General features: G+C 67.8%; 19 protein-coding genes. 10 read left to right on the top strand and 9 right to left on the bottom strand.

Annotated elements, in window-relative coordinates:
- The first annotated feature begins 9 nt into the window (after positions 1 to 9).
- A complete protein-coding gene (locus tag G8760_RS18365) occupies positions 10 to 2286 on the top strand; it encodes a primosomal protein N' (protein WP_207782485.1) in 2277 nt (758 codons plus the stop codon).
- Positions 2287 to 2449: 163 nt separating this feature from the next.
- Here G8760_RS18365 and G8760_RS18370 read toward each other — a convergent pair whose 3' ends face one another.
- On the bottom strand, positions 2450 to 3130 hold the full coding sequence (locus G8760_RS18370; RefSeq protein WP_166353867.1) for an energy-coupling factor ABC transporter ATP-binding protein: 681 nt from the start codon (positions 3128 to 3130) through the stop codon (positions 2450 to 2452).
- Between the two features lie 36 nt (positions 3131 to 3166).
- Positions 3167 to 4228 (bottom strand): AraC family transcriptional regulator, encoded by a 1062-nt coding sequence (locus tag G8760_RS18375; protein ID WP_166353868.1) that lies wholly within the window; start codon positions 4226 to 4228, stop codon positions 3167 to 3169.
- A 270-nt stretch (positions 4229 to 4498) separates the two neighbouring features.
- Here G8760_RS18375 and G8760_RS18380 point away from each other — a divergent pair, with 270 nt between their 5' ends.
- The 6 genes from G8760_RS18380 to G8760_RS18405 all read left to right on the top strand — a co-directional run bounded on the left by G8760_RS18380 (position 4499) and on the right by G8760_RS18405 (position 10790).
- Positions 4499 to 5026 carry a carboxymuconolactone decarboxylase family protein gene (locus G8760_RS18380; RefSeq protein ID WP_207782486.1) on the top strand — a complete coding sequence of 176 codons (528 nt, stop codon included), beginning with the start codon at positions 4499 to 4501 and terminating at the stop codon, positions 5024 to 5026.
- Positions 5027 to 5067: 41 nt separating this feature from the next.
- Positions 5068 to 5610 (top strand): carboxymuconolactone decarboxylase family protein, encoded by a 543-nt coding sequence (locus G8760_RS18385; protein WP_166353869.1) that lies wholly within the window; start codon positions 5068 to 5070, stop codon positions 5608 to 5610.
- Positions 5611 to 5750: 140 nt separating this feature from the next.
- On the top strand, positions 5751 to 7349 hold the full coding sequence (locus G8760_RS18390) for an ABC-F family ATP-binding cassette domain-containing protein (RefSeq protein WP_166353871.1): 1599 nt from the start codon (positions 5751 to 5753) through the stop codon (positions 7347 to 7349).
- Positions 7350 to 7518: 169 nt separating this feature from the next.
- Entirely contained in the window at positions 7519 to 7740 is a 222-nt protein-coding gene (locus tag G8760_RS18395) for a helix-turn-helix domain-containing protein (protein WP_166353873.1), read from the top strand.
- Positions 7741 to 8105: 365 nt separating this feature from the next.
- Positions 8106 to 10022 carry an ABC transporter transmembrane domain-containing protein gene (locus tag G8760_RS18400; protein WP_166353875.1) on the top strand — a complete coding sequence of 639 codons (1917 nt, stop codon included), beginning with the start codon at positions 8106 to 8108 and terminating at the stop codon, positions 10020 to 10022.
- 24 nt (positions 10023 to 10046) lie between these two features.
- The gene (locus G8760_RS18405; RefSeq protein ID WP_166353877.1) at positions 10047 to 10790 is read left to right on the top strand and encodes a hypothetical protein; all 744 of its coding nucleotides are present in this window, start codon (positions 10047 to 10049) and stop codon (positions 10788 to 10790) included.
- A 22-nt stretch (positions 10791 to 10812) separates the two neighbouring features.
- On the opposite strand, the gene G8760_RS18410 is transcribed toward G8760_RS18405, so the two are convergent.
- From G8760_RS18410 to G8760_RS18435, 6 genes are all read right to left on the bottom strand, one after another.
- Positions 10813 to 11643: an NAD(P)H-binding protein gene (locus G8760_RS18410; RefSeq protein ID WP_166353879.1), complete on the bottom strand. Its 831-nt coding sequence runs from the start codon at positions 11641 to 11643 to the stop codon at positions 10813 to 10815.
- Positions 11640 to 12242, bottom strand: coding sequence for a TetR/AcrR family transcriptional regulator (locus G8760_RS18415; RefSeq protein ID WP_166353881.1), 603 nt, complete (start codon positions 12240 to 12242; stop codon positions 11640 to 11642). The genes G8760_RS18410 and G8760_RS18415 overlap by 4 nt, the downstream gene beginning before the upstream one ends.
- A gap of 116 nt (positions 12243 to 12358) precedes the next feature.
- Complete coding sequence (locus G8760_RS18420; RefSeq protein ID WP_166353883.1) at positions 12359 to 17467, bottom strand: DNA repair ATPase; 5109 nt, start codon at positions 17465 to 17467, stop codon at positions 12359 to 12361.
- Between the two features lie 6 nt (positions 17468 to 17473).
- A complete protein-coding gene (locus G8760_RS18425) occupies positions 17474 to 19483 on the bottom strand; it encodes a flotillin family protein (protein ID WP_166353885.1) in 2010 nt (669 codons plus the stop codon).
- Between the two features lie 119 nt (positions 19484 to 19602).
- Positions 19603 to 20235 carry a hypothetical protein gene (locus G8760_RS18430; RefSeq protein ID WP_166353887.1) on the bottom strand — a complete coding sequence of 211 codons (633 nt, stop codon included), beginning with the start codon at positions 20233 to 20235 and terminating at the stop codon, positions 19603 to 19605.
- Between the two features lie 166 nt (positions 20236 to 20401).
- A complete protein-coding gene (locus G8760_RS18435; RefSeq protein ID WP_246222602.1) occupies positions 20402 to 21253 on the bottom strand; it encodes an SURF1 family cytochrome oxidase biogenesis protein in 852 nt (283 codons plus the stop codon).
- Positions 21254 to 21283: 30 nt separating this feature from the next.
- Between G8760_RS18435 and moaA the strand changes: the two genes are divergently transcribed.
- Positions 21284 to 22273 carry a GTP 3',8-cyclase MoaA gene (moaA, locus tag G8760_RS18440; protein WP_246222603.1) on the top strand — a complete coding sequence of 330 codons (990 nt, stop codon included), beginning with the start codon at positions 21284 to 21286 and terminating at the stop codon, positions 22271 to 22273.
- A 741-nt stretch (positions 22274 to 23014) separates the two neighbouring features.
- Here the strand turns inward: moaA and G8760_RS18445 are convergent.
- Positions 23015 to 23359, bottom strand: coding sequence for a DUF3099 domain-containing protein (locus G8760_RS18445; RefSeq protein WP_166353893.1), 345 nt, complete (start codon positions 23357 to 23359; stop codon positions 23015 to 23017).
- A gap of 70 nt (positions 23360 to 23429) precedes the next feature.
- Here G8760_RS18445 and G8760_RS18450 point away from each other — a divergent pair, with 70 nt between their 5' ends.
- Positions 23430 to 23639 carry a dodecin gene (locus G8760_RS18450; RefSeq protein ID WP_166353895.1) on the top strand — a complete coding sequence of 70 codons (210 nt, stop codon included), beginning with the start codon at positions 23430 to 23432 and terminating at the stop codon, positions 23637 to 23639.
- A gap of 73 nt (positions 23640 to 23712) precedes the next feature.
- Positions 23713 to 24417: a 3-oxoacyl-ACP reductase FabG gene (gene fabG / locus G8760_RS18455; RefSeq protein ID WP_166353897.1), complete on the top strand. Its 705-nt coding sequence runs from the start codon at positions 23713 to 23715 to the stop codon at positions 24415 to 24417.
- The last annotated feature ends 1 nt before the right edge of the window (position 24418 follow it).

Genomic DNA, 24418 nt, shown 5'->3' on the forward strand with positions numbered 1-24418 from the left:
AAACGACGGGTGAGCGACGACGGGGACACCGGCCGGCGCGCCGACGGCGGGAGACCGAAGGGGGCCGACCGCGACGGCGCACACTCCGGTCAGCTGGCGCTGGCCGGTACGCCACGGCCCAAGCGCCGGCCGGTGCGGCCGGCGCAGCCGGTCGCGTCGCACCGTCCGGTGGCGCGGGTGCTCGTGGACATCGGCCTGGCCCATCTCGACCGCCCCTTCGACTACGCCGTACCCGAGTCGATGGCCGACGACGCCGTCCCGGGCTCCCGAGTCAGGGTGAGATTCGCCGGCACCGACCACGACGGCTTCATCCTCGACCGATCGGACAGCAGCGATCACAGCGGCCGGTTGTCGCCGCTGCGCCGGGTGGTGTCCCCGGAACCCGTCCTCACCGCACACGTGGCGAGCCTGGCGAGGATGGTCGCCGACCGCTGGGCGGGCACGGTGGCCGACGTGTTGCGGCTGGCTATCCCGCCCCGGCATGCCACCACGGAGAAACGCCCCAGCCCGCCCGCTGAGCCGGCTCCGACGCGGCCGGAGCCGGGCGCCTGGGTGGAACACAACGCCGGTCCGGCGTTCCTGGACGCGCTCGCCCGGCCGGCGTCGGCCCCACCGCGGGCGGTGTTGACGCCGGCGCCCGGTGCCGACTGGGCCGACTTGCTGGCCCGTGCGGTGGGCACAACACTGTCCGCCGGCCGCGGCGCGCTCGTTGTTGTGCCGGACGCACGTGACGTGGCCCGTCTGGACGCCGCTCTGACCGAACAACTCGGTGCGGGACACCATGCGGTGCTGGGTGCCGAGCCCGGGCCGGCCGAGCGGTATCGGCGCTGGCTCGGTGTGCTGCGCGGCTCGACGCCGGCGGCGATCGGAACCAGGTCGGCGATGTTCGCGCCAGTGGCGAACCTCGGATTGGTCGCGATCTGGGACGACGGCGACGACCTTCACGCCGAACCACGCGCCCCCTATCCGCACGCGCGCGAGGTCCTCGTGCTGCGGGCGCATCTGGGCGGCGCGGCGGTGCTGCTGGGTGGGCACATGCGCACCGCGGAAGCGCAACTACTCGTCGACTCCGGCTGGGCCCAGCCGGTCACCGCGGAGCGCACCACCGTCCGTCGTCGGGCCCCTCAGGTGCAGACCGTCGGTGACGAATTCGAGCAGCAACGTGACGAGGCCGCGCGGAGCGCCCGGCTGCCGTCGCTGGCCTGGCGGGTGGCGCGCACCGCCCTTCAGCACGGTCCGGTCCTGGTGCAGGTGGCGCGGGCCGGCTACGTTCCCGCGCTCGCGTGCGCCCGCTGCCGGGCTGCGGCCGGCTGCCCGGCGTGTGGGGGTGGTCTCCGACTGGACGGCTCCGGAGGTGTCCCGCGGTGCGAGAAGTGCGGCCAGACTGCGTCCGGCTGGCGCTGCGCCCAGTGTGGCCACGACCGGCCCCGGGCGGCTGCGGTTGGTGTGCGACGTACCGCGGAGGAGCTAGGACGGGCCTTCCCCGGGGTTCCGGTTATCCTCTCCCGGGGAGAACGGCGGCTGAGTTCGGTCAGCTCCGGCCCGTCGGCTGACGAGCCCGGCACGGCGCCGCCAGGCGGCGCCAACAGCGCTCCGGCCGCTCCGGCCGGTGTGCCGGGGCCAGCGAGGCCGGCTGGTGCGCCTGGGGCCGACGAGGGGCCTGTGGGGGCCGGTGTACGCGACGCCGTCGGTGCCGAGCCGGCCCTCGTGATCGCCACCCACGGCGCCGAGCCGGTTGCGGCCGGAGGGTATGCGGCGGCTTTGCTGCTCGACGGCGACTCGATGTTGACCCGGCCGGGCCTGCGCTCCGGTGAAGAGGCGCTACGCCGTTGGGTAAATGCCGCCGCGTTGGTGCGTGGCCGCGACGGCAGCGGCACCGGCGGCGGAGAGGTGGTGGTGGTTGCCGACCCGTCGGCCCGGCCGGTGCAGGCGCTGGTGCGTTGGGACCCCGCTGGTTTCGCCGTCAGAGAGCTGGCCGAGCGGGGTGAGCTGCATTTCCCGCCGGCCGCGCGGGTCGCCGAACTCCGTGGTGAACGCGGCGACGTCGCCGAGCTGATGTCCATAGCCGAGTTGCCGGAGCCGGTGGAGGTGCTCGGACCGGATCCGGTGCTGCCCCTCAGAGGGCACGACCCCGGCGTCGAAGAGACCGTGCAGGTGCTGATCCGGGTGCCACGGACGGCGGGTGCGGCCCTCGCGGCTGCGGTCCGGGCGGCCGCTGGAGTCCGGTCGGCGCGCCGGTCGGGCGGCCCGGTGCGGGTCCGGATCGATCCGGTCGATCTCGGTTAAGGGCGGCGGCGCCCACATCATCGGCGTCGCGCAGGTCGTCGGAGTGGCGCAGGTCGTCGGAGTGGCCCAGGTCGTCGGAGTGGCGCAGGTCGTCGGAGTGGCGCAGGTCGTCGGAGTGGCCCAGGTCGTCGGAGTGGCGCAGGTTGTCCGCGCCGGGTCGCGGTCAGGTGCCGGTGATCATCATCCGGTACTGTTTCACCGCGTCGGCGGGTGGTCCGTCGTACACGATGGTGCCGTCGGCGAACACCAGGACCCGCTCGTAGCTGAGTACCGCGTCGAGGTCGTGTGTCACCAGCACGATCTGTTGCGACAGTCCCGCCAGGAGTTCGGTGATCCGGCGGCTGTTGGCCAGATCCAGCAGTGTGGTGGGTTCGTCGCAGACGAGCACCTGGGGTTGGGTGACGAGGATGGAGCACAGGGCCAGCAGTTGTTTCTGGCCGCCCGAGAGCAGATGCGCCGGGTGATCGGCATGGCCGCCCAGGCCGAACGTGTCGAGATGCTCAGCCACCAGGCGGGCGGTGTCGTCTCGGCTCAGCTTACGCCGTCGCAGGCTGAACGCGACGTCTTCGGCCACGGTTGGCATCACGATCTGGGCGTCGGGGTCGGTGAAGACGAAACCGACCTGCCGACGCACCGCGGCGCCGTCGGTCCGGGTGCTCAGACCGTTCACCCGGACCTCGCCGTCGTCGGGAACCACGAGGCCGTTGAGCAGCCGGGCGAAGGTGGACTTTCCGGACCCGTTGGCGCCGATCACGGCCACCCGCCGTTCGGTCAGCGTCACCTGAACATCGCGCAGGACCCGCCGCTCGTCGTAGGCGTGGTTGACCTTGTCCACCTCGATCACGCCTCTACTGTAGGAGCCTGGTCATGAACTCCGGCTTCAGGCGGCCGCGAACCGGGCTTCGGTGAGGCGGTCAGCTGCCGCCTGGGTGCGACGGAACTCGTCGGGTGTCTGGCCGGTCCAGCGCTGGAAGGCGCGGCGGAACGCCCGAGCGTCGGCATATTCGAGACGCGCGGCGATGGATTGAACACTGAGCCGGGAGTCCCGGAGCAGGCGGACCGCGCCCGCATGTCGGGCCTGGTCGAGCTCCTGCCGCCAGGTGGTACCGCGCTGCTGGAGTTGGCGCTGGAGGGTCCGTGGGCTGACCGCCAACGAGTGTGCGACCGTCTCGAGGCTGGGTGTGCCTCGGCTGAGGGCACTTTCGATGGCAAGTTGGAGGCGGCCTTCCCATGCCGGTAGGTGTTTGGCCGCTTCCAGGCGCATCGTGGTGTGCCGCCGCAAGATCTGAAATAGGCGGGTATCCGCCCTGGGCAGTGGTGCCATGACATCGTCGGCTAGCAACGTCATCGTGTTCTCTCCACCGCCTACCTCGATCCGGCCTGTGCCGTATACGCCAGCCAGCTCGGCCCGGGTTGCGTTGGAGGGGTGCGCCAAGGTGAGACGGGCGGGGGTCAGTGGTGTCGGCCGTCCGTCGTTGAGCAGCCTCATCAGGGTGCGCAGCACGAACTGATCGATGAGCGACGCGACGTCGTCGGTCAGCTGGCCTTGGTACGGCCCGCGATACCGGATGACGAACTGGCTGCCGTCTTCCTCGGCGGACAGGACATCGCCGGGGTCGGTGACAACCGGGAACAGCTCGTGGGCCGCCTGCAACGATTCGTGCAGGTTCTCGCCGGTGGACAACAGGTAACCCCAGGAGTCGAAGTACCCGGCGGGGAAGGAATCGGCGACGAGGGCACCCGCGACCCGGGAATCTCCGGCGTAAGCCAGGAGGTCCCACAGCCGCATAGCCGATTCGGTCGGAATCCGGATCAGATCGTCTTTGAGAACGTCTGGTTCGAGTCCGGGCAGCCGGGCGAACTCGGTGGAGGGTACTCCCAAACGACGAAGAGTGTCGATGAGTAGGCGCACCACATACGGCGGCAAAGTACCGTCAAGCACCTACACACCTTACTCACTTGGCGCGAAATGTCCCCGTGATGTCGCTCACGGTCCCTCGGAGGGGTGTGCGGTCTCCCCGGTGGCGCCTGCTGTCCTCTCCGGCCGATTCAGTCCCAGAGCTGGCGCGTTGTGTCCCGCTGCCACCGGCGCGCGGCCACAGACCATGGATGACGTGAGGCCACGGATCACACCTGACTATGGGCCGGCCACCGAGGCCTCACCGATACCGATCCCTCTCAACGAAAGGTGCGAGCCGTGTCTCGTTTGCCCTTGATCCAGCAGGAGAACGCCACCGGCAAGGCCGCCGAATTGTTGGCTGGTGTGCAGAAAGCGCTCGGCGTCACGCCGAACATGACCAAGGCCATGGCCAACAGCCCGGCCGTGCTCAAGGCCTATCTCGAGTTCTCCGGCGCGCTGAGTGGCGGCAAACTGCCGGCGCCGGTCCGCGAGCGTATCGCCATCCTCGTCGCCCAGGAGAACGGCTGCGACTACTGCCTGTCGGCGCACAGCTACATCGGGACCAACCTGGCCGGTCTCGACCAGGCCGAAGTTGACCTGGCCCGCAAGGGAGGCGCTTCCGACGCCACCGCCCGGGCAGCGCTCACACTGGCCGCGGAGGTGGTGCGATCCCGCGGCGGGATCGACGACGCCGACCTGAAGACCGCCCGCGAATCCGGCCTGTCCGACGGCGACATTGCCGAAGTCATCGCTCACGTAGCGCTGAATGTGTTCACCAACTATTTCAACAAGGCGGCCGATGTGGAAATCGACTGGCCGGTGGTCCGTCACAACCACTAAACGAACTCCGGTGCGGACCCTCGACTAAAGGAGTAGTGATCGTGTCCCGACTTCCGTTGATCCAGCCGGAGGACGCCACCGGCCCGGCGGCCGAGCTGTTGGCTGGTGTCCAGAGAGTTCTGGGCGTCACGCCGAACATGGCCAAGGCGATGGCCAACAGTGCGGCCGTGCTTGATGCCTACCTCGAGTTCAATGCCGCCCTGGCCGGGGGTGTGCTGCCGCTCGACGTCCGGGAACGGATCGCACTGCTGGTGGCGCAGGAGAACGAGTGTGACTACTGCCTGTCGGCACATAGCTACGCGGCCAGTCGGGACGCCGGCCTCGACCCGGCCGAGCTACGCCGGGTCCGCACCGGGAGTTCGGCGGATCCGTGGGTGGAGGCGATCCTGGTGTTCGCCGCGGCGGTGGTGCGCTGCCGCGGCGACATCACCGAACAGCAGCTGCGGCAGGCCCGCTCGTCGGGGCTGACGGAGCAGGAGATCGCCGAGGTGGTCGGGCACGTGGCGTTGAACGTGTTCACCAACTATTTCAACAAGGCGGCCGATGTGGACATCGACTGGCCGGTGATCCGGCACAACCACTGAACGATAAATGCTGAAGGTGTTCCGCGGAGAGCAGGTAGAATCGTGGAGTTTGCGGGTGCGCCGATACTGTCGACGGTGATAGCCGTGCACTGGATCGGCCGCCCTGCCCATGCTGATGTATTCGGAGTGACGTTCCCACCATGATCACTGCCCATGAGGTCGAGGTGCGCGCCGGCTCACAGATCCTGCTGGCCGGAGCGACGTTCCGGATCGCGCCCGGCGACAAAGTTGGACTGGTGGGCCGCAACGGCGCCGGCAAGACCACGCTCACGCGCATTCTGGCGGGTGAGGGACAGGCGTTCGCCGGTTCGGTGACCCAGTCGGGCAGCGTGGGGTATCTGCCGCAGGATCCACGCACCGGCGACCCCGATGTGCTGGCCCGCGATCGTATCCTCGGCGCCCGCGGTCTCGACGTGGTCGTGGGCCAGATGCGCCGTGCGGAGCAGCAGATCGCCTCCGACAAGGAAGCCGAGCACGAGCGCGGGATGCGGCGCTACGCGCGTCTAGAGGCGGAGTTCCTGTCGCTGGGTGGTTACGCGAGCGAAAGTGAAGCAGCGTCCATCGCGGCCAGCCTGGGGCTCGAGGAGCGGGTGCTCGGCCAACCGCTGCGCACTCTCTCCGGTGGTCAGCGGCGGCGGGTCGAGTTGGCCCGGATCCTGTTCTCCGACGCCGGCACCATGTTGCTGGACGAGCCCACCAACCACCTGGACGCCGATTCCATCATGTGGCTGCGCGAATTCTTGCGCGCCTACAAGGGCGGCTTGGTGGTCATCAGCCACGACGTCGCACTGCTCGACACCACGGTCAACCGGGTCTTTCATCTGGACGCCACCCGAGCCGTGCTGGACGTCTACAACGTGGGCTGGGCGACGTACATCGAACAGCGCGAGACCGACGAGCGCCGCCGCCGCCGGGAGCGAGCCAACGCGGAGAAGAAGGCAACGGCGTTGAAGGCGCAGGCCGACCGGATGCGTTACAAGGCCACCAAGGCGGTGGCGGCGAAGAACATGGATCGCCGGGCCGAGCGGATGCTGGCCGGGCTGGAAGGCCAGCGCCGCTCCGACAAGGTCGCCAAGCTGCGGTTCCCCGCGCCGGCTCCGTGTGGCAAGACGCCACTGACGGCGAGCCGGCTGTCCAAGTCCTACGGCTCGCTCGAGGTGTTCACCGACGTCGATCTCGCCATCGACCGGGGGAGCCGAGTGGTGGTCCTCGGTCTCAACGGCGCCGGCAAGACCACGCTGCTGCGGCTGCTCTCCGGTGTGGAGAAGGCCGACACTGGTGAGGTGGAGCCAGGGCACGGTTTGCGACTGGGTTACTACGCGCAGGAGCATGAGACGTTGGACACATCGCAGACGGTCCTCGAGAACATGCGCACGGCCGCCCCGGACCTGCCAGATGTGGAAACCCGCAGGGTATTGGGCTCTTTCCTGTTCTCCGGTGAGTCCGTCGACAAACCCGCGTCCGTCCTTTCCGGCGGTGAGAAGACCCGGCTGGCGTTAGCCACGTTGGTGGTGTCGAGCGCCAACGTCCTCCTGTTGGACGAGCCGACCAACAACCTCGATCCCGCCTCGCGGGAAGAGGTGCTGGGTGCGTTGCGCACCTATGAAGGCGCGATCGTGCTGGTCACGCACGATGAGGGGGCGGTCCAGGCGCTGAACCCCGAACGTGTTCTGCTCCTTCCGGACGGCGTCGAAGACCTCTGGAACCCGGACTACGCGGATCTCGTCGCGCTGGCCTGAACCCCCACCCCGGCCCTCGCAGGCTCTCTCCGAGGGCCGTCGTCGCACCCCCGCTGACCTGCGACGCTATTCACGATGTGGGATTGATCTTGCGTTCGGGTGGCGAAAAACTGTAATGGGACGGATCATGGTCCTCTGTCATGAAGGACAACGAAAACGGGGAGGACGCGTGGCCGAGAAGTTGGTGAAAGGCGCGCGGATCAGCGGGGGGCAGCGTGACAAGCTCGCCACTGACCTGAAAAAGCAGTACGAAGGCGGTAGGAGTATCCGCGAGCTTGCCTCGCAGACAGGGCGCTCCTATGGCTTCGTCCACCGGCTACTTTCCGAATCGGGAGTAGAGCTACGTGGACGCGGTGGCGCAACTCGCGGCAAGGCTCGCAAGAAGTCTTGACGCACACGCCGTAGAAGGTCCGCGCGATTGAATCGCGATCTCGGACTTTTCGGGACCGTCCCGGAAAGCCAAGGGATGGTTGCGACCGAAGAGGTCCAAGATCGACCGGTTGGCACCGATTCCTGAATCTCTAGGCGCCGTCCGGACAGGTGATCATCTCGAGGAGCTGGCCGCAGCCTGCCTGCTGACCGGTCCAGCGCCGTGCTCCATGTGTGATGACGGCGCTGGACGGTCAGGGGCAGGCTGCGCCAGCTCCTCGAGGACAACGTGTCCGGAAGCGGAAGAAAGCTGCTCGCCAGCGTGTTGTTCAGCTGGCACGTTGGGCGCTGAGGAGGTTATGACCGGTGGTAATGGGTGGTGGCCCCATGGGCGGGGCATGGACGGCCTCACGGTCGTTCTCCCGAGATCGAAGTGTCGTCGAGCGTAAGCTGGCGCGCGGCACGACGAAACGGATCCTCGCCTACGCTCGGCCCTACCGACGACAGATCACCATTTTCTTGGTGACCACCGTCGCCTCGGCGGCCAGCGCGGCCGCGGTGCCACTACTGCTGAAGGTGCTCATCGACAACGGCGTGGTACCGGGCCGGCGCGACGTCGTCGTGTGGAGTGCGTTGATCGTCGCCGGGTTGGCGGTGCTCGACGCCGGACTCAACCTGATCGGCCGGTGGATGTCCGCCCGGGTCGGCGAAGGGCTGATCTACGACCTACGCCGCCAGGTGTTCGACCACGTCCAGCGGCAGCCCATCGCCTTCTTCACCCGGACTCAGACCGGCTCATTGGTGTCGCGGCTCAACTCCGACGTCGTCGGCGCTCAGCAAGCATTCACCGGCACGTTGTCGCAGGTGGTGAGCAACATCGTCACGCTGGTGCTGGCGCTCGGCGCGATGCTCGTGCTCTCCTGGCAGATCACCCTCGTCGTGCTGGTGTTGGTTCCGGTGTTTCTGCTGCCGGCGCGGTACATCGGCCGCCGGCTCGCCGACATCTCGCGAGAGTCGATGCAGCTGAACGCTGGTATGAGCCAGACGATGACCGAACGGTTCAACGTCTCCGGGGCGCTGCTGGTCAAGATCTTCGGCCGCTACCAGACGGAGAACGACACCTTCGAGCAAGCCGCCGCGCGGGTCCGTGACATCGGCGTGTTGCAGGCGCTCTACGCGCGGTATTTCTTCATCGGCCTGACCTTCCTCGCGTCGTTCGCCACCGCCGTGGTGTACGGGATCGGTGGCTGGCTCGCCATCGACGGCGCCCTCCAGGTCGGCACGCTGGTGGCGCTGGCGGCCCTGCTCACCCGCCTCTATGGCCCGCTCACCGCCTTATCCAACGTGCAGGTGGACATCATGACCGCCCTGGTGAGCTTCGAGCGGGTCTTCGAGGTGTTGGACCTCAAGCCTTTGGTGCGCGACGCACCCGACGCCCGGCCGCTGGTCGCCGGCGGTGCTCGGGAGCGGAGCTCCGGTGAGCCCGCGTCGGCGGAGCCGATGTCGGTTGAGTTCGACCACGTGTCGTTCCGGTACCCGGCGCCCGACGACGTCTCGCTGGCGTCGCTGGAGTCCGTGGCCCGGCTCAGCGGCGGCAACGGCAGCAACGACGACGTCCTGCACGACGTCTCGTTCCGCGTCGAAGCCGGCCAGATGGTCGCCCTCGTAGGAGCTTCGGGGGCCGGCAAAACCACGATCACCCACCTCGTGTCGCGGCTGTACGATCCCACCTCCGGCCGGGTCAGCGTCGGCGAGCACGACGTCCGTACGGTGACGCTGGAGTCTCTGCACGACGTCGTTGGTGTAGTCACCCAAGACGCCCACATGTTCCACGACACGATCCGGGCCAACCTGCTGTATGCCCGGCCGGAGGCCGACGAACCGGACGTCCGGGCGGCACTCGACGCGGCCCAGATCAGCGAGCTGGTCGACAGCCTGCCCGATGGCCTGGACACCGTGGTCGGCGACCGTGGCTACCGCCTCTCCGGCGGCGAGAAGCAGCGTCTGGCGATCGCTCGGCTGCTGCTGAAGTCACCGAGCGTCGTGGTCCTCGACGAAGCCACCGCCCACCTCGACTCCGAGTCGGAAGTGGCGGTACAGGACGCCTTGCGCACCGCCTTGACCGGGCGGACGTCGTTGGTGATCGCCCACCGGCTATCCACTATCCGCGACGCCGACGTCATCCTCGTGGTAGAGGGGGGCCGGATCGTCGAGCGCGGCACCCATGAGGAGCTGGTCCACGCCGGTGGCACGTACTCCGACCTGTACCAGACCCAGTTCGCCCCGGCACAGCCGACTGTGTGAACAGGTGGCTCATAAGGTGGTCACATGTACCAATCGCGTCGACGTATCGGGTGGCTGGCCGTCGTGCCGCTCACCCTGGTCATAGGAGCCTGCGGCAGCGACGACGACGCCAGCCGGGCCGCCGATCCGGAATCGGCAGCGACGACGGAGAATCACCCCGAACCCGACGGCGACTCCGATGAGCGCGGCTCGCCCGGCGACGCTAGTCCGACCGACGGTCACACCGATGGCGGCCCTCCCGACGGCGACCAGGACGGAGATGACCAGGGCGGAGATGGCCAGGACGGAGATGACCAGGGCGGAGACGACGGCGACGACGTCGGCGGCCGCAATGGCGCCGACGACGAAACCGTTCCTGGCGAGAACGAAGCACCCCCGCCCCGGGTACCCGAAACTTGCCCGGACGAGGTGGTGGCCGCGGGCGGTGACATCGCTGGCGGGTTCGAGCACGTCGAGGTTGGGCCGGTCGAGGGGCTGGACGTCTTGACCTGTGAGTGGCGGGCCTCGAACAACAGCATCGCCACCATCGAGGTGAGTTTCTCCGGTGAGTTGTTCGGCACCGACCTCGGTGAGCTCGACGACGCACGCGAGGTGACCGTGGCCGGCGTCGACGGCTACGTCATGCACTTCGACGAAGGCACGGTGAACATGTTCCAGTTCCATGCGGAGAACCTCTACGTCACCGGTGGCTCGATCGAGGTGGAAGGTATCGACGCGGACGACGTCCTCGAGCTGGCCGAGGCCGCCATCGAGGCGTTGGAGTCCTGACACCCCGGGGGATTGCCTGTTGTCAGGTCTGGTGCGTGGAGGTGAACTCGGCGAAGCCGACTGGTGGCCGGCCCAGCACGTCGGCCACGTCGGCGGTGCACGGTGCGGCATGGCCGGCGGCGATGGCCGCGAACAGCCCGCACAGCGTGTCGACGTACTCGTGGTCCCAGCCGAGCGCGAGTGTCCGGGCCCGGAACTCGGGTTCGGCCACCGGCTGGTAATCGAGGATCGGCAACCCCGCCTTCGCGGCCAGCCGTGCCAGCTCGGTGAACGACAGGCTCTCCGGCCCGGTGAGGGTGTATTCACGCCCGTGGTGGTCGGCCACGAGTGCGGCGGTGATGACGGCGGCGATGTCGCGGGCATCGATGAAGCTCACCGTCGCCGCGCCGGTCGGCAGCGACAACCGGCCGCCGTGGGCATCGGCCAGATCACGCAGCGGCCCCTCCGTGAGGTTCTGATAGAACCAGTTGGGCCGGACGACGGTCCAGCGCATCGAGCTGTTCTGGAGACGCAGTTCGACGGCTCGCTGGTCGACGTCAGCGGGTGCGTACTGCATGCCGAGGGCCGTCATCAGGACGACGCGGCTCACACCGCGCTGCTCGGCGAGGTCGAGGAAACCGATGACCTGCTGGCCTAGGCCGGACACCGACCGGTGCCCGTCGTCGCCGCCGGGCAGGACGAGAAACACCTGGTCGACATCGTCCAGGGCGGCGTCCCAGCCGGCCGGATCGGCCCAGTCGAGGGGGACGTCCGTTCGCCTGGTGGCTGGGCGCACCGCGACACCCCGCTGGGTCAGTCCGTCGAGCACATGGCGGCCGACCTTGCCGCTGGCGCCGGTGACGAGTGTGGTCATGACCGGACCTCCAGGGTCGTGGCGAGTTGATCGAGCAGGACGTCGCGGAACGGGTCGGTGTCCGGCCGGGGTTGGCCAAGCACTCGCGGGAAGAGCAGCCCGTCCAACGCCGCGACGAGGACGTCGACGACGGCGGCGGGATCATGGTGTGGGGTGAACATGCCCGTGTCCCGGCCGTGGGTGATCGCATCCACGAACGGCTGGCGATACCGGGCCTGCAAGGCCACGCTGTGCTGCCGTAGTTCTTCGTCGTGTGCCGCGGTGGTCCAGAACTCCATCAGCATCCGCCACACGGGGACCGGGGTAGCGATCCCGCGTTCGACGAGTGTCACCAGACGCTGCCATGGATCAGCGACCTCCTGGCTCATCCGTTCCATGGTGGCCACTTCGTGGTCGGTGGAACGCTGGATCGCCTCGATGAGCATGTCGTCCCGGGAACCGAAGTAACCCTGGAGCGTGCTCACCGCGACGCCGCTGGCCTCCGACACGTCGGTGAACCGGGTCTGTTGGTAGCCGCGTTGGGCGAGCACAGTGGTCACCACATCGAGCACGGCCGCGCGCCGCTCACCGCCAGCACGTCGTCGTCGAACATCTGTCATACCGGCACCGTATCACTGGACCGTATGACGATACGGTCCAGTGATACGGTCCGTCGGTACGGTCCAGTGATACGGTCCGTCGGTACGGCCAAATGATACGGTGCCCGCTGGTGAACTCAGTCCGCTTGATGACCTTTCGGACGGCGAGCCCGGGCCCCGCGGTTAGATGGGTCGAACGCCTTCTCCGTGACGTGGCTGATCGCGTTCTCGATCCCCCCGACCCGGTCGGCGAGCAGGCCGATGGCACCGACGGCGCGGCTCATCGGATCGTCCTCGTCGCCGCCGAGCGCCTGCGCCCGGAGGAATCCCGCCTTGACCTCGGCCCACCGTTCGGACTGCTCGGGTGTGAGCCGCCCCCGCAGTTCGGCCAGCTTCAGCAGGTTGGCCTCCGCGCCGGAGGTGAGGGTCTGCGCCTCACCAACATAGTGGTCGTCGATCATCGATTCGAGTTCGTCCTCGTTCATGACCGGCACCACCCGGGCCGCCATCGCGTTCATGTTCCGGTAGGAGCCCTGTAGCTGGAACGGTGGCTCGGTCCGGGATGCGTCGGCCTGCGCGGCCGAGGCGATGTAGGCCTGGTTGTTGGTCAGCACAACCTCCTGCACCCGTTGCATCTTCCGCAGCACCGCCAAGATTTGATCCAGCTCCACCGGTGAATACGGGTGGGTCAACTGGTCCGGCTGGGCGGTCTCGTCACCACGGGCGAGCCGGACGAGAACGTCGACGTCGGCCTGTTCCCGGCCGGCCAGCGGCGCCAGCACCGGATTGGCGGTCAGGGAGTTCTCGACGTAGCTCAAGGCGAACAGGTCGTCGCGGCCGGACAAAACGTCACCGAGGTTCCACACGTCGGCCCGGTTGGCCAGCATGTCGGGCACCCGGAACCGCTTGCCCTCCTCCGTATAGGGGTTACCGGCCATACATACGGCGAAACGTTTGCCCCGGAGGTCGTAGGTGCGGGTCCGGCCGTTCCAGACACCTTCCATCCGCCGCTGCGCGTCACACATCGAGATGAACTTCTGCAGCAGCTCCGGATTGGTGTGCTGAATATCGTCGAGGTACAGCAACACGTTGTTGCCCATCTCGAGCGCAAGGTTGATCTTGTCGACCTCTTGCCGGGCAGTGGCGTTGGGTGCCTCGGCGGGATCCACCGACGTCACGGCATGTCCCAACGACGGGCCGTTGACCTTCACGAACACCAGCCCGAGCCGGCTGGCGACGTACTCCATCAGGGTCGTCTTGCCGTACCCGGGAGGGGAGATGAGCATCAGCAGGCCGCTCTGGTCGGTACGGCGCGACTCACCCGTGGTCCCCATCTGTTTGGCGAGGTTGTCGCCGATCAGCGGGAGATAGACCTCGTCCAGCAGCCGGTTGCGCACGAAACCGCTCATCACCTGCGGTTTGTACTCTTCCAAGCGCAGCACGTGCCGCTGCTGCTCGATCAGGGCGGTGCGCTGGCGCTGGAAGGAGCGGTAGGCCGGGATCCGCTCGGTACGGAACCGCCGAGCGCGAGCCAGCAGTTCGTCCAGCCGGAACGTCAACGTCCGGTTGTTGATCCGCGGATGGGTACCGAGCAAGCCACTGACGCTGGCCGACAGCGACGCCGCGGATTCGTGCCGGGTCGCCGCGCTGCCCGTCAGCTCCACCGCGACCGCCTCCGGCAGATCCACCGCGGAGACGTCGCCGTCGCTGGCGGCCAGGTAAGAACTCAGCCAGGCGTACACGAGCTGATGCCGGGCGGCGAGGTCCGAGCCGAGCGCGCGCAGGTCGTCCTCGAACGCCTGGCGTGAACCGGCGCCGGAACGTCGGCTCAGCGCCCGCCGGAACCCGTCGAGCAGCTTCTTCGCACCGGCGCTGGTCACGAAGCCCGACGACGGGTCGGCCAACTCCTCGAACAGATACTCACCGGCCAGGCCCCGGTCGGCGTCGTCAACCTCGCCCAGGCCGGCGGCGGTGAAGAACTCCGTCACCGCGCCGTCCAGCTCCGCGGACAGCGACTCCACGGCCTCGGACCGGTGGAACCGGAACGTCGCCCGGGCTTTGTGCAGCGAAACGGCCCGAGTGGTCCAGCTGGCCCTGGCCTCGTCGGTGGTGCCGAAGGTCCAGAACAGCTGGGCGGCGGCTCGGGCGGCCGGCGGATAACGCAACAGGCCCGCGGCCGCGTGTAGGCGAAGCAACGCCTCCAGGATGGCGGCCGCGTCGTGGTCGTGTACGCCGCGTTCGTAGCCTTCGTCGTACCGGCTCTCCGCAGCCTGCCGGACCGTGGCCAGCAGGCCATCCTCCCCAACGGCAGCCTCGTGCAGCTTGTCCAGCGTCAGCCCGGAACCGTCGGACTCGTCCTCCGCCGCGGCCAGGATAGCCGCGGCCAGATGCTCGGCCCGGTACACCTCGGGTGACTCGGACACCAGCAGCTGATCCCAGAACGGCTTGGTCTTGTCGAACTCCGGGTCGTCCACCGGCGCGTGGAAGTCGGTCCCGGTGACGGAGAACGTCATCCCGCCGTCATGCGGCACCAGCGTCAGATCGATCGGCTGGGTGTTGACCGCGAACCGGTGTGGGCCGAAGCGGATGGTCTCGCCGCCGTCGTCGTACAGATCGAGCCGGTCCCGCAGCGACCGGGCGGCCTCTTGCTGGGCCGCCTTGATCCGGCCGGCCAGCTCCTCGGCGCGCACCTGATCGCCCAGCTCACGCAGCTCGGCGCCCACCTTACGCAGCCGCGCCACCATGGCGTCGGAGGCGAAGTACGTGTTGACCTCGTCCACCGAACCCAGCGACGCCACCCGGCGGCGCACGTTGGTGAGGATCCGTTCGGCGGAGTCGGTCAGCCGGTCCGCCCGCCGGGTGCGCTCGTCTACCAGCGCCTGCTTACGCGACGAGAACGCCTCGTAGATGTCGTCGCGTTTGGTCTCCAGCTCGGCGAGGAAGTCGTCGAACTCGGTGAACCGTGCCTCCAGGTTCTCCACCTGGAGCAGCAGCCGGCCCAGTTGGTCGTCACAGGCCTCCGGCGTGTTCGCCACCGCCAGTGCACCCGTGATGGCCTGGCCGAGCAGCGCGAACTCGGCGGCGAACTCCGCCCGGCCCTCGGTGGCCAGCAGGTCGCGCCGCCGGCCCTGAAGGGTGGCCCGGGCCCGGTTCAACGCGCCGAGCACCTCACCGATCCGTTCCAGGATCGCGGTGCGTACGGTGGCGTCGGCGATGTCCAACGAGCCGATCACCTCGGTCACCGTCTCCAACGCCTGTGACTGCTCGTCGAGCTTCGTGGCCACTTCGGTCGCGTCGGCGACCGACGGGATCGACTCGGCCTGCTCGACAAGCTGGTCGACCTCGGAGTGGTAGCCGGCGAAGGCATCCTCACCCTGCAGGAACTCAACTGCGCGTTGAGCGGCCGAGCCCAGCTCCTCGTCGAGATCGGCATCGAGCCGGTCGATGCGGCCGGTGTCGACGTAGCGCATGTCGCGCAACGTGACCAGGTGGCCCCTGGCCTGGCGTAGTTGGGCCAGTTGAGCCACCCACGCCGCCGCCGCTCGCGGCGCCTCACCCCGCACCCGGCGCACCAGCGACGCGATGTCGGCGGCAGCCTCGTCGACGGCGGTGCGAGCTTGGGTGGTCAGCGCCTGGACGTTCTCGAACTCGTCGAGTACCTGCTCGGCGGTGGCCCGGATGTCGGCCACCGGGGTGCGTAGGTCGGATAGCTCCTGTTCACCCAACCAGTGGTAGCTGTCGAAAGCCCGCGTACAAGCCGAGATGATGGCCTCGAACACGGCCGCCGACGGTGCCATCTCGCCGATCATCCGGGTGATCGACAGGCAGTCCGAGATGCCGCGGACCAGTTCGGCGTTGCCGACCCGCTCCAGCGGGCCGGTACCCACCGGCTGTGCCGCCGCGTACGTGTCCGATTGGAACGGGGTCTGCCACACCTGGAGGGGGTGGACCCGGGTCGGCTCCTCCGACGTCGCCCGCAAGATCACCAGGGTGCCGTCGTCGAACAACGAGTACCCGTGGCAAGGGATCGGGTTGGCGACCTCCTTGCGGATCACGTTGTACGGCAGCAGCAGCGACCGGCCCTCTTCGCGGGCGTGGAAGACGTAGAGCACATCTTCGCCGTTGGGGGAGCGGATGGTCCGTTTGAACTCGAGGTCGGTGACGTCGGTGTCGAACGTGCGGCTCTCACCCGTACTCAGGTAATAGCCGTCCGGGAAGATGATGCCGTGATCCTCGGGAAGCTGCTGGCAGGCCTGCCCGATGCCGTCGAGCCGAGTGACACTTCTGGTCCTGGTGTTGAAGACGAGGTGCCGCCAGACGGTCTCGTTGTACGGCCTGATGCGCAGCAGCACCAACGGACCCAGCCGGGCGTAGAACACGTCGGCGTCGGCCAGACTCTGCAGCGGGTCCTCGACCTGCTCGGAGTAGATACCCTCGCCGCTCTCGGTGTTGTCCTCCACCTTGATGGTGAGATGGCCGCCGGTGGTCTCCACGAAGACGACGTCCTCGATGGAGATGTGTGGATAACGGCCGGTGACGTGGTTGTCGCGGGTGGTTTCGATCCACTCGAAGTCGTGTGAACGGGGATAGACGTGGTCCCGCTCGCCGCGGTTGTCGAGGTAACGGATGTCGCCACCACGATCGACCTGCCAGCGCAGCACCCGCAGGTCGTCGATGCTCGGACCGGTCTGGAAAACCGCGAGCAGTTTGTCGTCGGTGCGTCGCAGCTGGAGCAGCCGGGTCTCGCGGAAATACCGGTACATGTCGGCGAAGTCCCGGTGGAACTTCTGCCCGTCGAGCAGACCGGGCAGATCACCCGGCTCCGCGTCGTCGAACCGGAACGATCCCGGCTCTGCGTCGTCGTCGGCCGACCGGGCGAACCGATGCAGCGAGAAGACGTCGTCGACACTCGTCTCCGGCTTCATCCCGATGAAGACGTTGTAGCCGAACAGCATCAACCCGCCGTCGCCCTCGGCTCCCGAGCCGAGGGCGCCCAACGAGATGATGTCGCGCGGCACACAGTTGTTCTCCGTACGGATCCGTTCGGTACCGATCAACGCCAGCTGCGTGCCGCCGAACACCTCGATCCGGCGGGTGTTGAGTGCCTCGGCGCGCGACGCGAGCTGGGTGGCCTGGTCGCGCAGCCGAGTCCGGAGCACCTCGTAGGTGCCGACGTCCAGCCCGGCCTGTTCCTGATCCGCGGGGGCCGGGGTGCCCTCAGCGGTGTCGGTCGCGGTCTCGGACACGTCGGATTACTGCTTCGAACCGGTCAGGGCGGCCACCGGCTGATCGGCGAAGCCCAAGGTGCGGGCGGTCTCGAGCAGTTGCTCTAGCTTGGAGCGGTTCGGCCCGCCCTTGTTGATCAACTGCATCAGCAACGCCGACACCGTGAGGTTCTTCAGATCCTCGGTGTCGACGCTACCCAGCAGCGACATGATGTCCTCGACGACGTTGGAGGACCCATTCAGCCAGGGCTCGGCGATGGTGCTCGCGACATCCGAGTGGTTAACGAAGCTGTCGACCCCCTTGCCCAGCGAGATCGAGTTGACGATGCGGTCGAAGAAGACGCTCTCGCCGCCGACGATGTTGATGTCGGCCTGCTCCAGCCCGGTGGCCAACACCTTGGCCTGGGCCTCGGCGACGTCGCGCTGGACGTTGAGCCCGGCCAGGCGGACGTCCTTCTCCATCTCCAGGCGCAGCCGGAACTCTTCGTGCCCGCGGCTGGCCTCGTCGAGTGCGGCCATCGCCGCGGCCTTCTCCTTCAGACCCTCAGACTCGCCCTTCAGCTTCTCGCGGATCGCTTCGGCTTCGACGAGCGCCTTCTCCCGGGCCGCGGACGCTTCGGCCCGGCCGACCTTCTCGATGACCTCGGCGTCGCGGTCGCGCACCTGGACCTCGGCGAGGCCGGCTGCGGCAGCTTCGGCCTGAGCCCCTTCGGCCAGCCGGATCTTGGCCTGGGCGTCGAGCTCCGCGGCCTGCTGACGGGCCTCGGCGAGCGTGAGCTCCTCTTGGGCCTTGTGCTTGGCAGCCTGCTCCGCAGCCTCTGCCGACTTGATGTCTTTGACCAGGTTCTTCTGGGCCTCGGCCTCGGCAGCGATCACCGTGGCCTGACGCTCCCGCTCGGCCTCCTCGACCGTACGGACCCGCTTGATGTTCTCTTCCTGCTCGGCGACCGTCTTGTCGACGGCGACCCGCTCGCGGACCACTTCGGCCACCGCGCGCTTCTCGGTCTCGACCTCTTTGGTCTTGGCGATCGTGGCGAGCTCGGTCTCCCGGTCACGGGCGACGACCTCGAGCATCCGGTCCTTCTCGATCTTCTCCGTCTCGACGGCGACGACACGTTGCCGGTTGAGCTCGGCGACGGCGATCTCGCGGGCCTTGTTCTCGCTCTGGACGCCGACCTGCTCGTCGGTGCGGATGTTGGCGCTTTCGGCCTTGAGCCGCTCCTCGGCCTGGACCCGGGCGGTCTCGGCTTCCTCGCGGGCGCGGAGGGTGTCGACCTCGCGCTGCTGAGTGGCCTCGGCGTCGGCCTGCCGGCGCTCGAGCTCCAGGATGGTCTCGCGGGCTTCGACGTTCTGCCGGGTGATCTCCTTCTCCCGGCCCCGCTCGAAGTCGTTGGTGCGGACGTGTTCCTGCGCGGTGAGCTCGGTGATCTTGCGGATACCCTGCGCATCCAGGATGTTCTGGGTGTCGAGCTGCGACATCGGTGTCTGCTCGAGGAAGTCGATGGCCGCGTCCTCGAGGCTGTAGCCGTTGAGGTCGGTGCCGATCACCCGGATGATCTGGTCGCGGAACTCGTCGCGTTGGGTGTAGAGATCGACGAAGTCCATGTGCTTGCCGACAGTCTTCAACGCCTCGGAGAACTTGGCGTTGAACAGTTCCTGCAGCGTCGTCTGATCACTGGCCCGTTCGGTACCGATCGCCTGAGCCACCCGGATGACGTCTTCCACGGTCTTGTTCACCCGCACGAAGAACGTGATCTTGATGTCCGCCCGGATGTTGTCCTGACAGATGAGGCCCTCGTGGCCGGTGCGCTCGATGTCGATGGTCTTGACCGAGATATCCATGAACTCGGCCTTGTGGACGATGGGCAGGACAACCGCACCGGTGAAGGTGACGTCGACCCGCTTGACCTTGGAGATGATAAGTGCGCGACCCTGTTCCACTTTGCGGAACAGCCGCGTCACGACGAAGATCGCCGCGAGCGCGACGATCAGGATGACGGCTAACAACACACCAAGACTGGTGCTCACGGTATCCATCTATACATCCTTTGTTCCTGCGGCATCGGCCGTCCAGCAGGTGTGGCCGGCGGGCTGATCGATCTTCAGGTGATATTCGCTTGTGGTCGAACGTTTCTGTTCTGGGTGGGCCTGGCGGCTCAGAACGGCCTTCCGCCAGGGTCGAGTTCAGCGGCGAACGGCGAGACCCAGAAGAACTCGCCGTCCGTGTCGTAGTCGAAGATCAGAGCGGTGCTGCCGGCCGAGAACTCGTCCTGGCCAGTCTGGCGGACCTGAATGATGGCGGTGGAGCCATCGTCGGCGGTAACCTCCGCCTGGCCGGTGCCGGCGCCGAGGGGGGCGGTCCGGATGACGCAGATCTTGCCGACGAAGTCGCCCCGAGACGATTCTCTGACCCTGGGCAGGGTGCGTCGCACGAACATGATCACGAACGATGTGATGATCCATGCCAGGGTGATGGCCAGCGCCACGGCCACGATGCCGAGCCCGACCATGGCCGGTGTGGGGAGGTCCAACTCGCCGATCGCCACGGTGCCTACCATTCCGAAGAACCACGCGAACGCGATCAACAAAGACGCCGCGATAGTGACCGGCACGCCATCCAGCTTCGCGGCCGCCAACAGATCGCCGGCGGCGCCGCCGTCATCCCCGTCGAACATGTCGACGCCGAGGCCACCCACCAGGACGACCAGCCAATAGACCACGACCACCACCAACATGAAGCTGAACACGACGGCGGGGAGGGACAGCGCGGTCTCGATGAAGTCAGTCACCGCGTGAGATCCCCCCTTCCCGTCGACGCACGGGTCACGGGCTGGGAGTATAGCTGTCCCGGCCGAGGTGGTCTCCCACTGCCCGCGTCCCGGTTCACTATGAACTCACCTGCCGCTATATCGGCGCTATACGCGCTCGGCGTTCCTTCAGCGGGCACCGTCGCGGTCAGCCGTCGTTGGCGGCCCGTTGAAGAGCCCCCGGCTGATCCGCCGCGTCCGCTTTGTCTGCCTCGGCGTCGGCGTCGGCGTCGGCGTCGGCGTCTGCTTCGGCGTCTGCTTCGGCGTCTGCTTCGGCGTCGGCGGCGAGTTGGCGGCGGCCACGTGCCTCGGCCCGTACCAGCAGAACGAAACCGGTCAGCCCGATGGTGGCGAAGATGAACCACTGGATGGCATAGGACAGGTGCGGACCAGCGTCGGTGGTGGGGGGCGGGATGGCCAGCAGTTCGTCGTCGATCGGCGCCACCGCCTCCGCCCAGGCCGGGTGGAGACGATATGGAACCGCGGCGTCGAGGTCGGCGACGTTGATCGAGCGGATCACGCCGAGGTCGGGGTCGAGGTCGGCGGCACGAACGTCTTCGCTGGCCCGGAGCCGGACCTCGACAGTCACGTCGCCGGTGGGGGGTGGTGGGGCCTGCGGGACGTTGTCGGTGGACGGATAGAACCCCCGGTCGACGAGAAGTGCGTCGCCGGAGGGCAACACCAGCGGTGTGACGACGTGCACGCCGCGCTGGCCGTCGAGGGGCCGCAGCCGGAGCAGAAGCTGGTGTGCCTCGTCATAGCTGCCGGTAACCTCGGCTCGCCGCCACTCGTCGCTCGGATCGAACGGGTCTCCTGGGCTGGACAGAGACTCGAGGGTGGCCGGTGTGGTGATGGCGTTGGTCTCGATGATCTCGTTGCGCTCGGCACGATGCTCGTTCCGGTCGAGCTGCCACAACCCGAGCCGGACGCAGACCGCGACGAGGAGCAGCCCGGCCAACGTTCGGACCAGCCAGCGACGCGTCGCGAGGAACCTGTACACGAATCGACCGTAGACCATAGCCTGGGAGACATGCTTGCCGACCGGTATGGGCGTATCGCGACAGATCTCCGAGTCTCATTAACTGACCGGTGCAACCTCCGATGCACCTACTGCATGCCCGAGGAGGGGCTGGCTTGGTTACCCAAGCCGGAGCTCCTTACCGACGACGAGGTCATCCGGCTGGTCCGGATCGGCGCCGAACGGCTCGGCATCCGCGAGGTCCGGTTCACCGGAGGTGAACCGCTGCTGCGCCGCGGGCTGGTCGACATCGTGGCTGCGTGTGCACAACTCGATCCTCGCCCGGAACTATCGCTGACCACCAACGCCGTAGGACTGACCCGGGTGGCCGCCACCCTGGCCGAGGCCGGGCTGGATCGCGTCAACGGCTCGCTGGACACCCTCCGCGCCGACCGTTTCGAGCGCCTCACTCACCGGCGCCGGCTCGACGACGTCCTCGCTGGTCTGGCGGCGGCCGACGCCGCCGGGCTGTCGCCGGTGAAGGTCAACGCCGTACTCATGCGCGACGTCAACGACGACGAAGCCCCCGACCTGCTCGCCTGGGCACTGGACAACGGCTACGAACTACGGTTCATCGAACAGATGCCGCTGGACGCCCAGCACGCCTGGAACCGCGCCGACATGGTCACCGCGGGCGACATCCTGGCCGCACTTCAGGAACACTTCGAGTTGACCCCCGACACCCCCGAGGAGCGGGGGAGCGCCCCGGCGGAGCGGTGGCTGGTCAACGGCGGGCCGGCCCGCGTCGGCATCATCGCGTCGGTGACCCGGCCGTTCTGCGGCACCTGCGACCGCACCCGGCTCACCGCCGACGGCCAGGTGCGCACCTGCCTGTTCGCCCGCGAAGAATCCGACCTCCGGGGAGCTATGCGGGCCGGCGCCAGCGACGAAGAGCTAGCCGAGCGCTGGCGGATCGCGATGGCCGGCAAAGCGGCCGGGCACGGTATCGACAACCCCGAGTTCCTCCAGCCCGACCGGCCAATGTCCGCCATCGGCGGCTAGCTCCCCCGTTGTGCACCTGATCTCCGTTTTGTCACCTGATCTTTTTCCCTGGGGCGATCAGGTGTGCCAACCGCGGACGACGGCGCGGTGTGCTGCACCTGATCGCCTCCACCATGCGGACGCGCGGCGATCAGATGCGTCACCGCGGCCTGTCGGTCAGTTGATGCATCTGATCGTCTCGCCCGGTGTCGACCGCGCGGGATGCGAACAACGACGAACCACCCAACACCAACACCAACACCAACACCAACACCACGAGCACAACATCCCCGGCCGGACCCCGATGACCGACCCACTCGCTGGACCCCACTCGCCGGACCCCACTCGCCGGACCCGCCACCGATCGCTGACCGGACACCTGCTGCCGATCAGATGCACAACTCGCCCTCAAAGCGCCGATCGTGCATCTGATCGCCGCGCGTCCACATCACGGGACGCGATCAGATGCACCACACCGCGCCGACACCCGCCGTTGGTACACCTGATCGCCCAGGCAAAAAGATCAGGTGACAAAACGGAGATCAGGTGCACACGGCGGGGGCACGGCGTGGCGCGGGGCGGGCCGGATACACAACGTGGCCGCTCAGGCTGCTCCGGCGGCGGGCGATCCGGCCGATAAACGGCGACGCCGGGCAGCCACGGGGGAAGCCGCCCGACGCCGTCGCTACGCAGCGCACCGACGGGGGAATGCGGAACGTGCGCGTGGGGAGTATTACACGGGAAAGAGGCCTATCGGAAGGGTTAAACGTCGGGTTTTTGATCATTTACCAGTGGATTCTGCGTCCCTGCTGGTAGTTCGGCTGGCGCCGGAGGGGCGACCGACTGGATGGTTCCAGGTGCCGGACGGCTGGCGGCGTTGGCTACGACCACCGCGATGTAGGGCAGCACCACCGCGCCGGCGATGAAGAACCACCGCAGCCAGCCGGAGGTGACGACGGCCAGCGGCAGGCAGGCCAGCCGGATGCCCATCATCCAGAGGTAGCGGGTTTGGCGTGACCGCAGATCATGGCTCCGCCCGGCGGCAGCGGTGGTGACGGATTGCACCGGCTCTTCGCGTCGCCCGTGAGAACGGTGAATCCGGTTCATACGTGCAACGGTAGGAGGAGAATTGGCATCGGGCCACCGTGGTCCGCCGTGTGAGCACGAGGAGGACGAGATGAACCGCACCTACCGGATCACCGAGATCGTCGGAACGTCGACGGAGGGCGTCGACGACGCGATCCGCAACGGCGTTCATCGGGCGGCTCAAACGCTGCGACACCTCGACTGGTTCGAGGTCACCGAGATCCGCGGCCAGTTGGTCGACGGCGAGGTCGAACACGTGCAGGTGGGCATGAAGGTCGGCTTCCGGCTCGAAGACTCGTAGGTACCCGCCGCGCGGACCGCTCCGAGCCGATCAGGTAGCGTCGGCGGGTCTGGACCTGAGAGGAGCGCTAAACGTGAGTCGGTCTGTTCTGGTCACCGGCGGCAACCGCGGCATCGGGCTAGCTATCGCTCGGGCGTTCGCCGCTGCTGGCGATGCCGTCACCATCACGCATCGAAGCGGCGAGCCACCCGAGGGCCTGGCCGGGGTCCGCTGCGACGTCACCGACACCACGTCGGTGGAGAGCGCGTTCGAGACGGTCGAGGCCGCGCAGGGGCCGGTCGAGGTACTCGTGGCCAATGCCGGCATCACCCGCGACACCTTGTTGCTGCGGATGGGGGAGGACGACTTCACCGACGTCGTCGACACCAACCTGACGGGCGCTTTCCGGGTCGCCAAGCGGGCCTCGCGCGGGATGCTGAGGGCCCGCAAGGGCCGCATCGTCTTCATTTCCAGCGTGGTTGGCCTGCTCGGCTCGCCGGGCCAGGTCAACTACGCGGCCAGCAAGGCCGGTCTGGTCGGGATGGCCCGGTCGATCGCCCGCGAACTCGGTAGCCGGTCGATCACGGCCAACGTCGTCGCCCCCGGGTTCGTCGAATCGGACATGACCGACGCGCTGCCCGAGGAGCGGCGGGCCGAGATCCTCGGCGGCATCCCGCTCGGGCGGTATGCCTCGGCCGACGAGGTAGCAGGTGTGGTTCGCTGGCTGGCCAGCGACGAAGCAGCATACGTGACCGGTGCCGTGATCCCGGTCGACGGCGGACTCGGAATGGGGCACTGAC

The sequence above is a fragment of the Phytoactinopolyspora limicola genome, from assembly GCF_011320225.1.
GTDB classification, from domain to species: Bacteria; Actinomycetota; Actinomycetes; order Jiangellales; family Jiangellaceae; genus Phytoactinopolyspora; species Phytoactinopolyspora limicola.

Excerpts from the sequence above, each read along its gene's own strand:
- G8760_RS18390 (WP_166353871.1), top strand. The coding sequence starts at position 5,751 with ATGATCACTGCCCATGAGGTCGAGGTGCGCGCCGGCTCACAGATCCTG.
- G8760_RS18400 (WP_166353875.1), top strand. The coding sequence starts at position 8,106 with ATGGGCGGGGCATGGACGGCCTCACGGTCGTTCTCCCGAGATCGAAGT.
- G8760_RS18405 (WP_166353877.1), top strand. The coding sequence starts at position 10,047 with ATGTACCAATCGCGTCGACGTATCGGGTGGCTGGCCGTCGTGCCGCTC.
- G8760_RS18410 (WP_166353879.1), bottom strand. The coding sequence starts at position 11,643 with ATGACCACACTCGTCACCGGCGCCAGCGGCAAGGTCGGCCGCCATGTG.
- G8760_RS18415 (WP_166353881.1), bottom strand. The coding sequence starts at position 12,242 with ATGACAGATGTTCGACGACGACGTGCTGGCGGTGAGCGGCGCGCGGCC.
- G8760_RS18425 (WP_166353885.1), bottom strand. The coding sequence starts at position 19,483 with ATGGATACCGTGAGCACCAGTCTTGGTGTGTTGTTAGCCGTCATCCTG.
- moaA (WP_246222603.1), top strand. The coding sequence starts at position 21,284 with ATGCTTGCCGACCGGTATGGGCGTATCGCGACAGATCTCCGAGTCTCA.
- G8760_RS18445 (WP_166353893.1), bottom strand. The coding sequence starts at position 23,359 with ATGAACCGGATTCACCGTTCTCACGGGCGACGCGAAGAGCCGGTGCAA.
- G8760_RS18450 (WP_166353895.1), top strand. The coding sequence starts at position 23,430 with ATGAACCGCACCTACCGGATCACCGAGATCGTCGGAACGTCGACGGAG.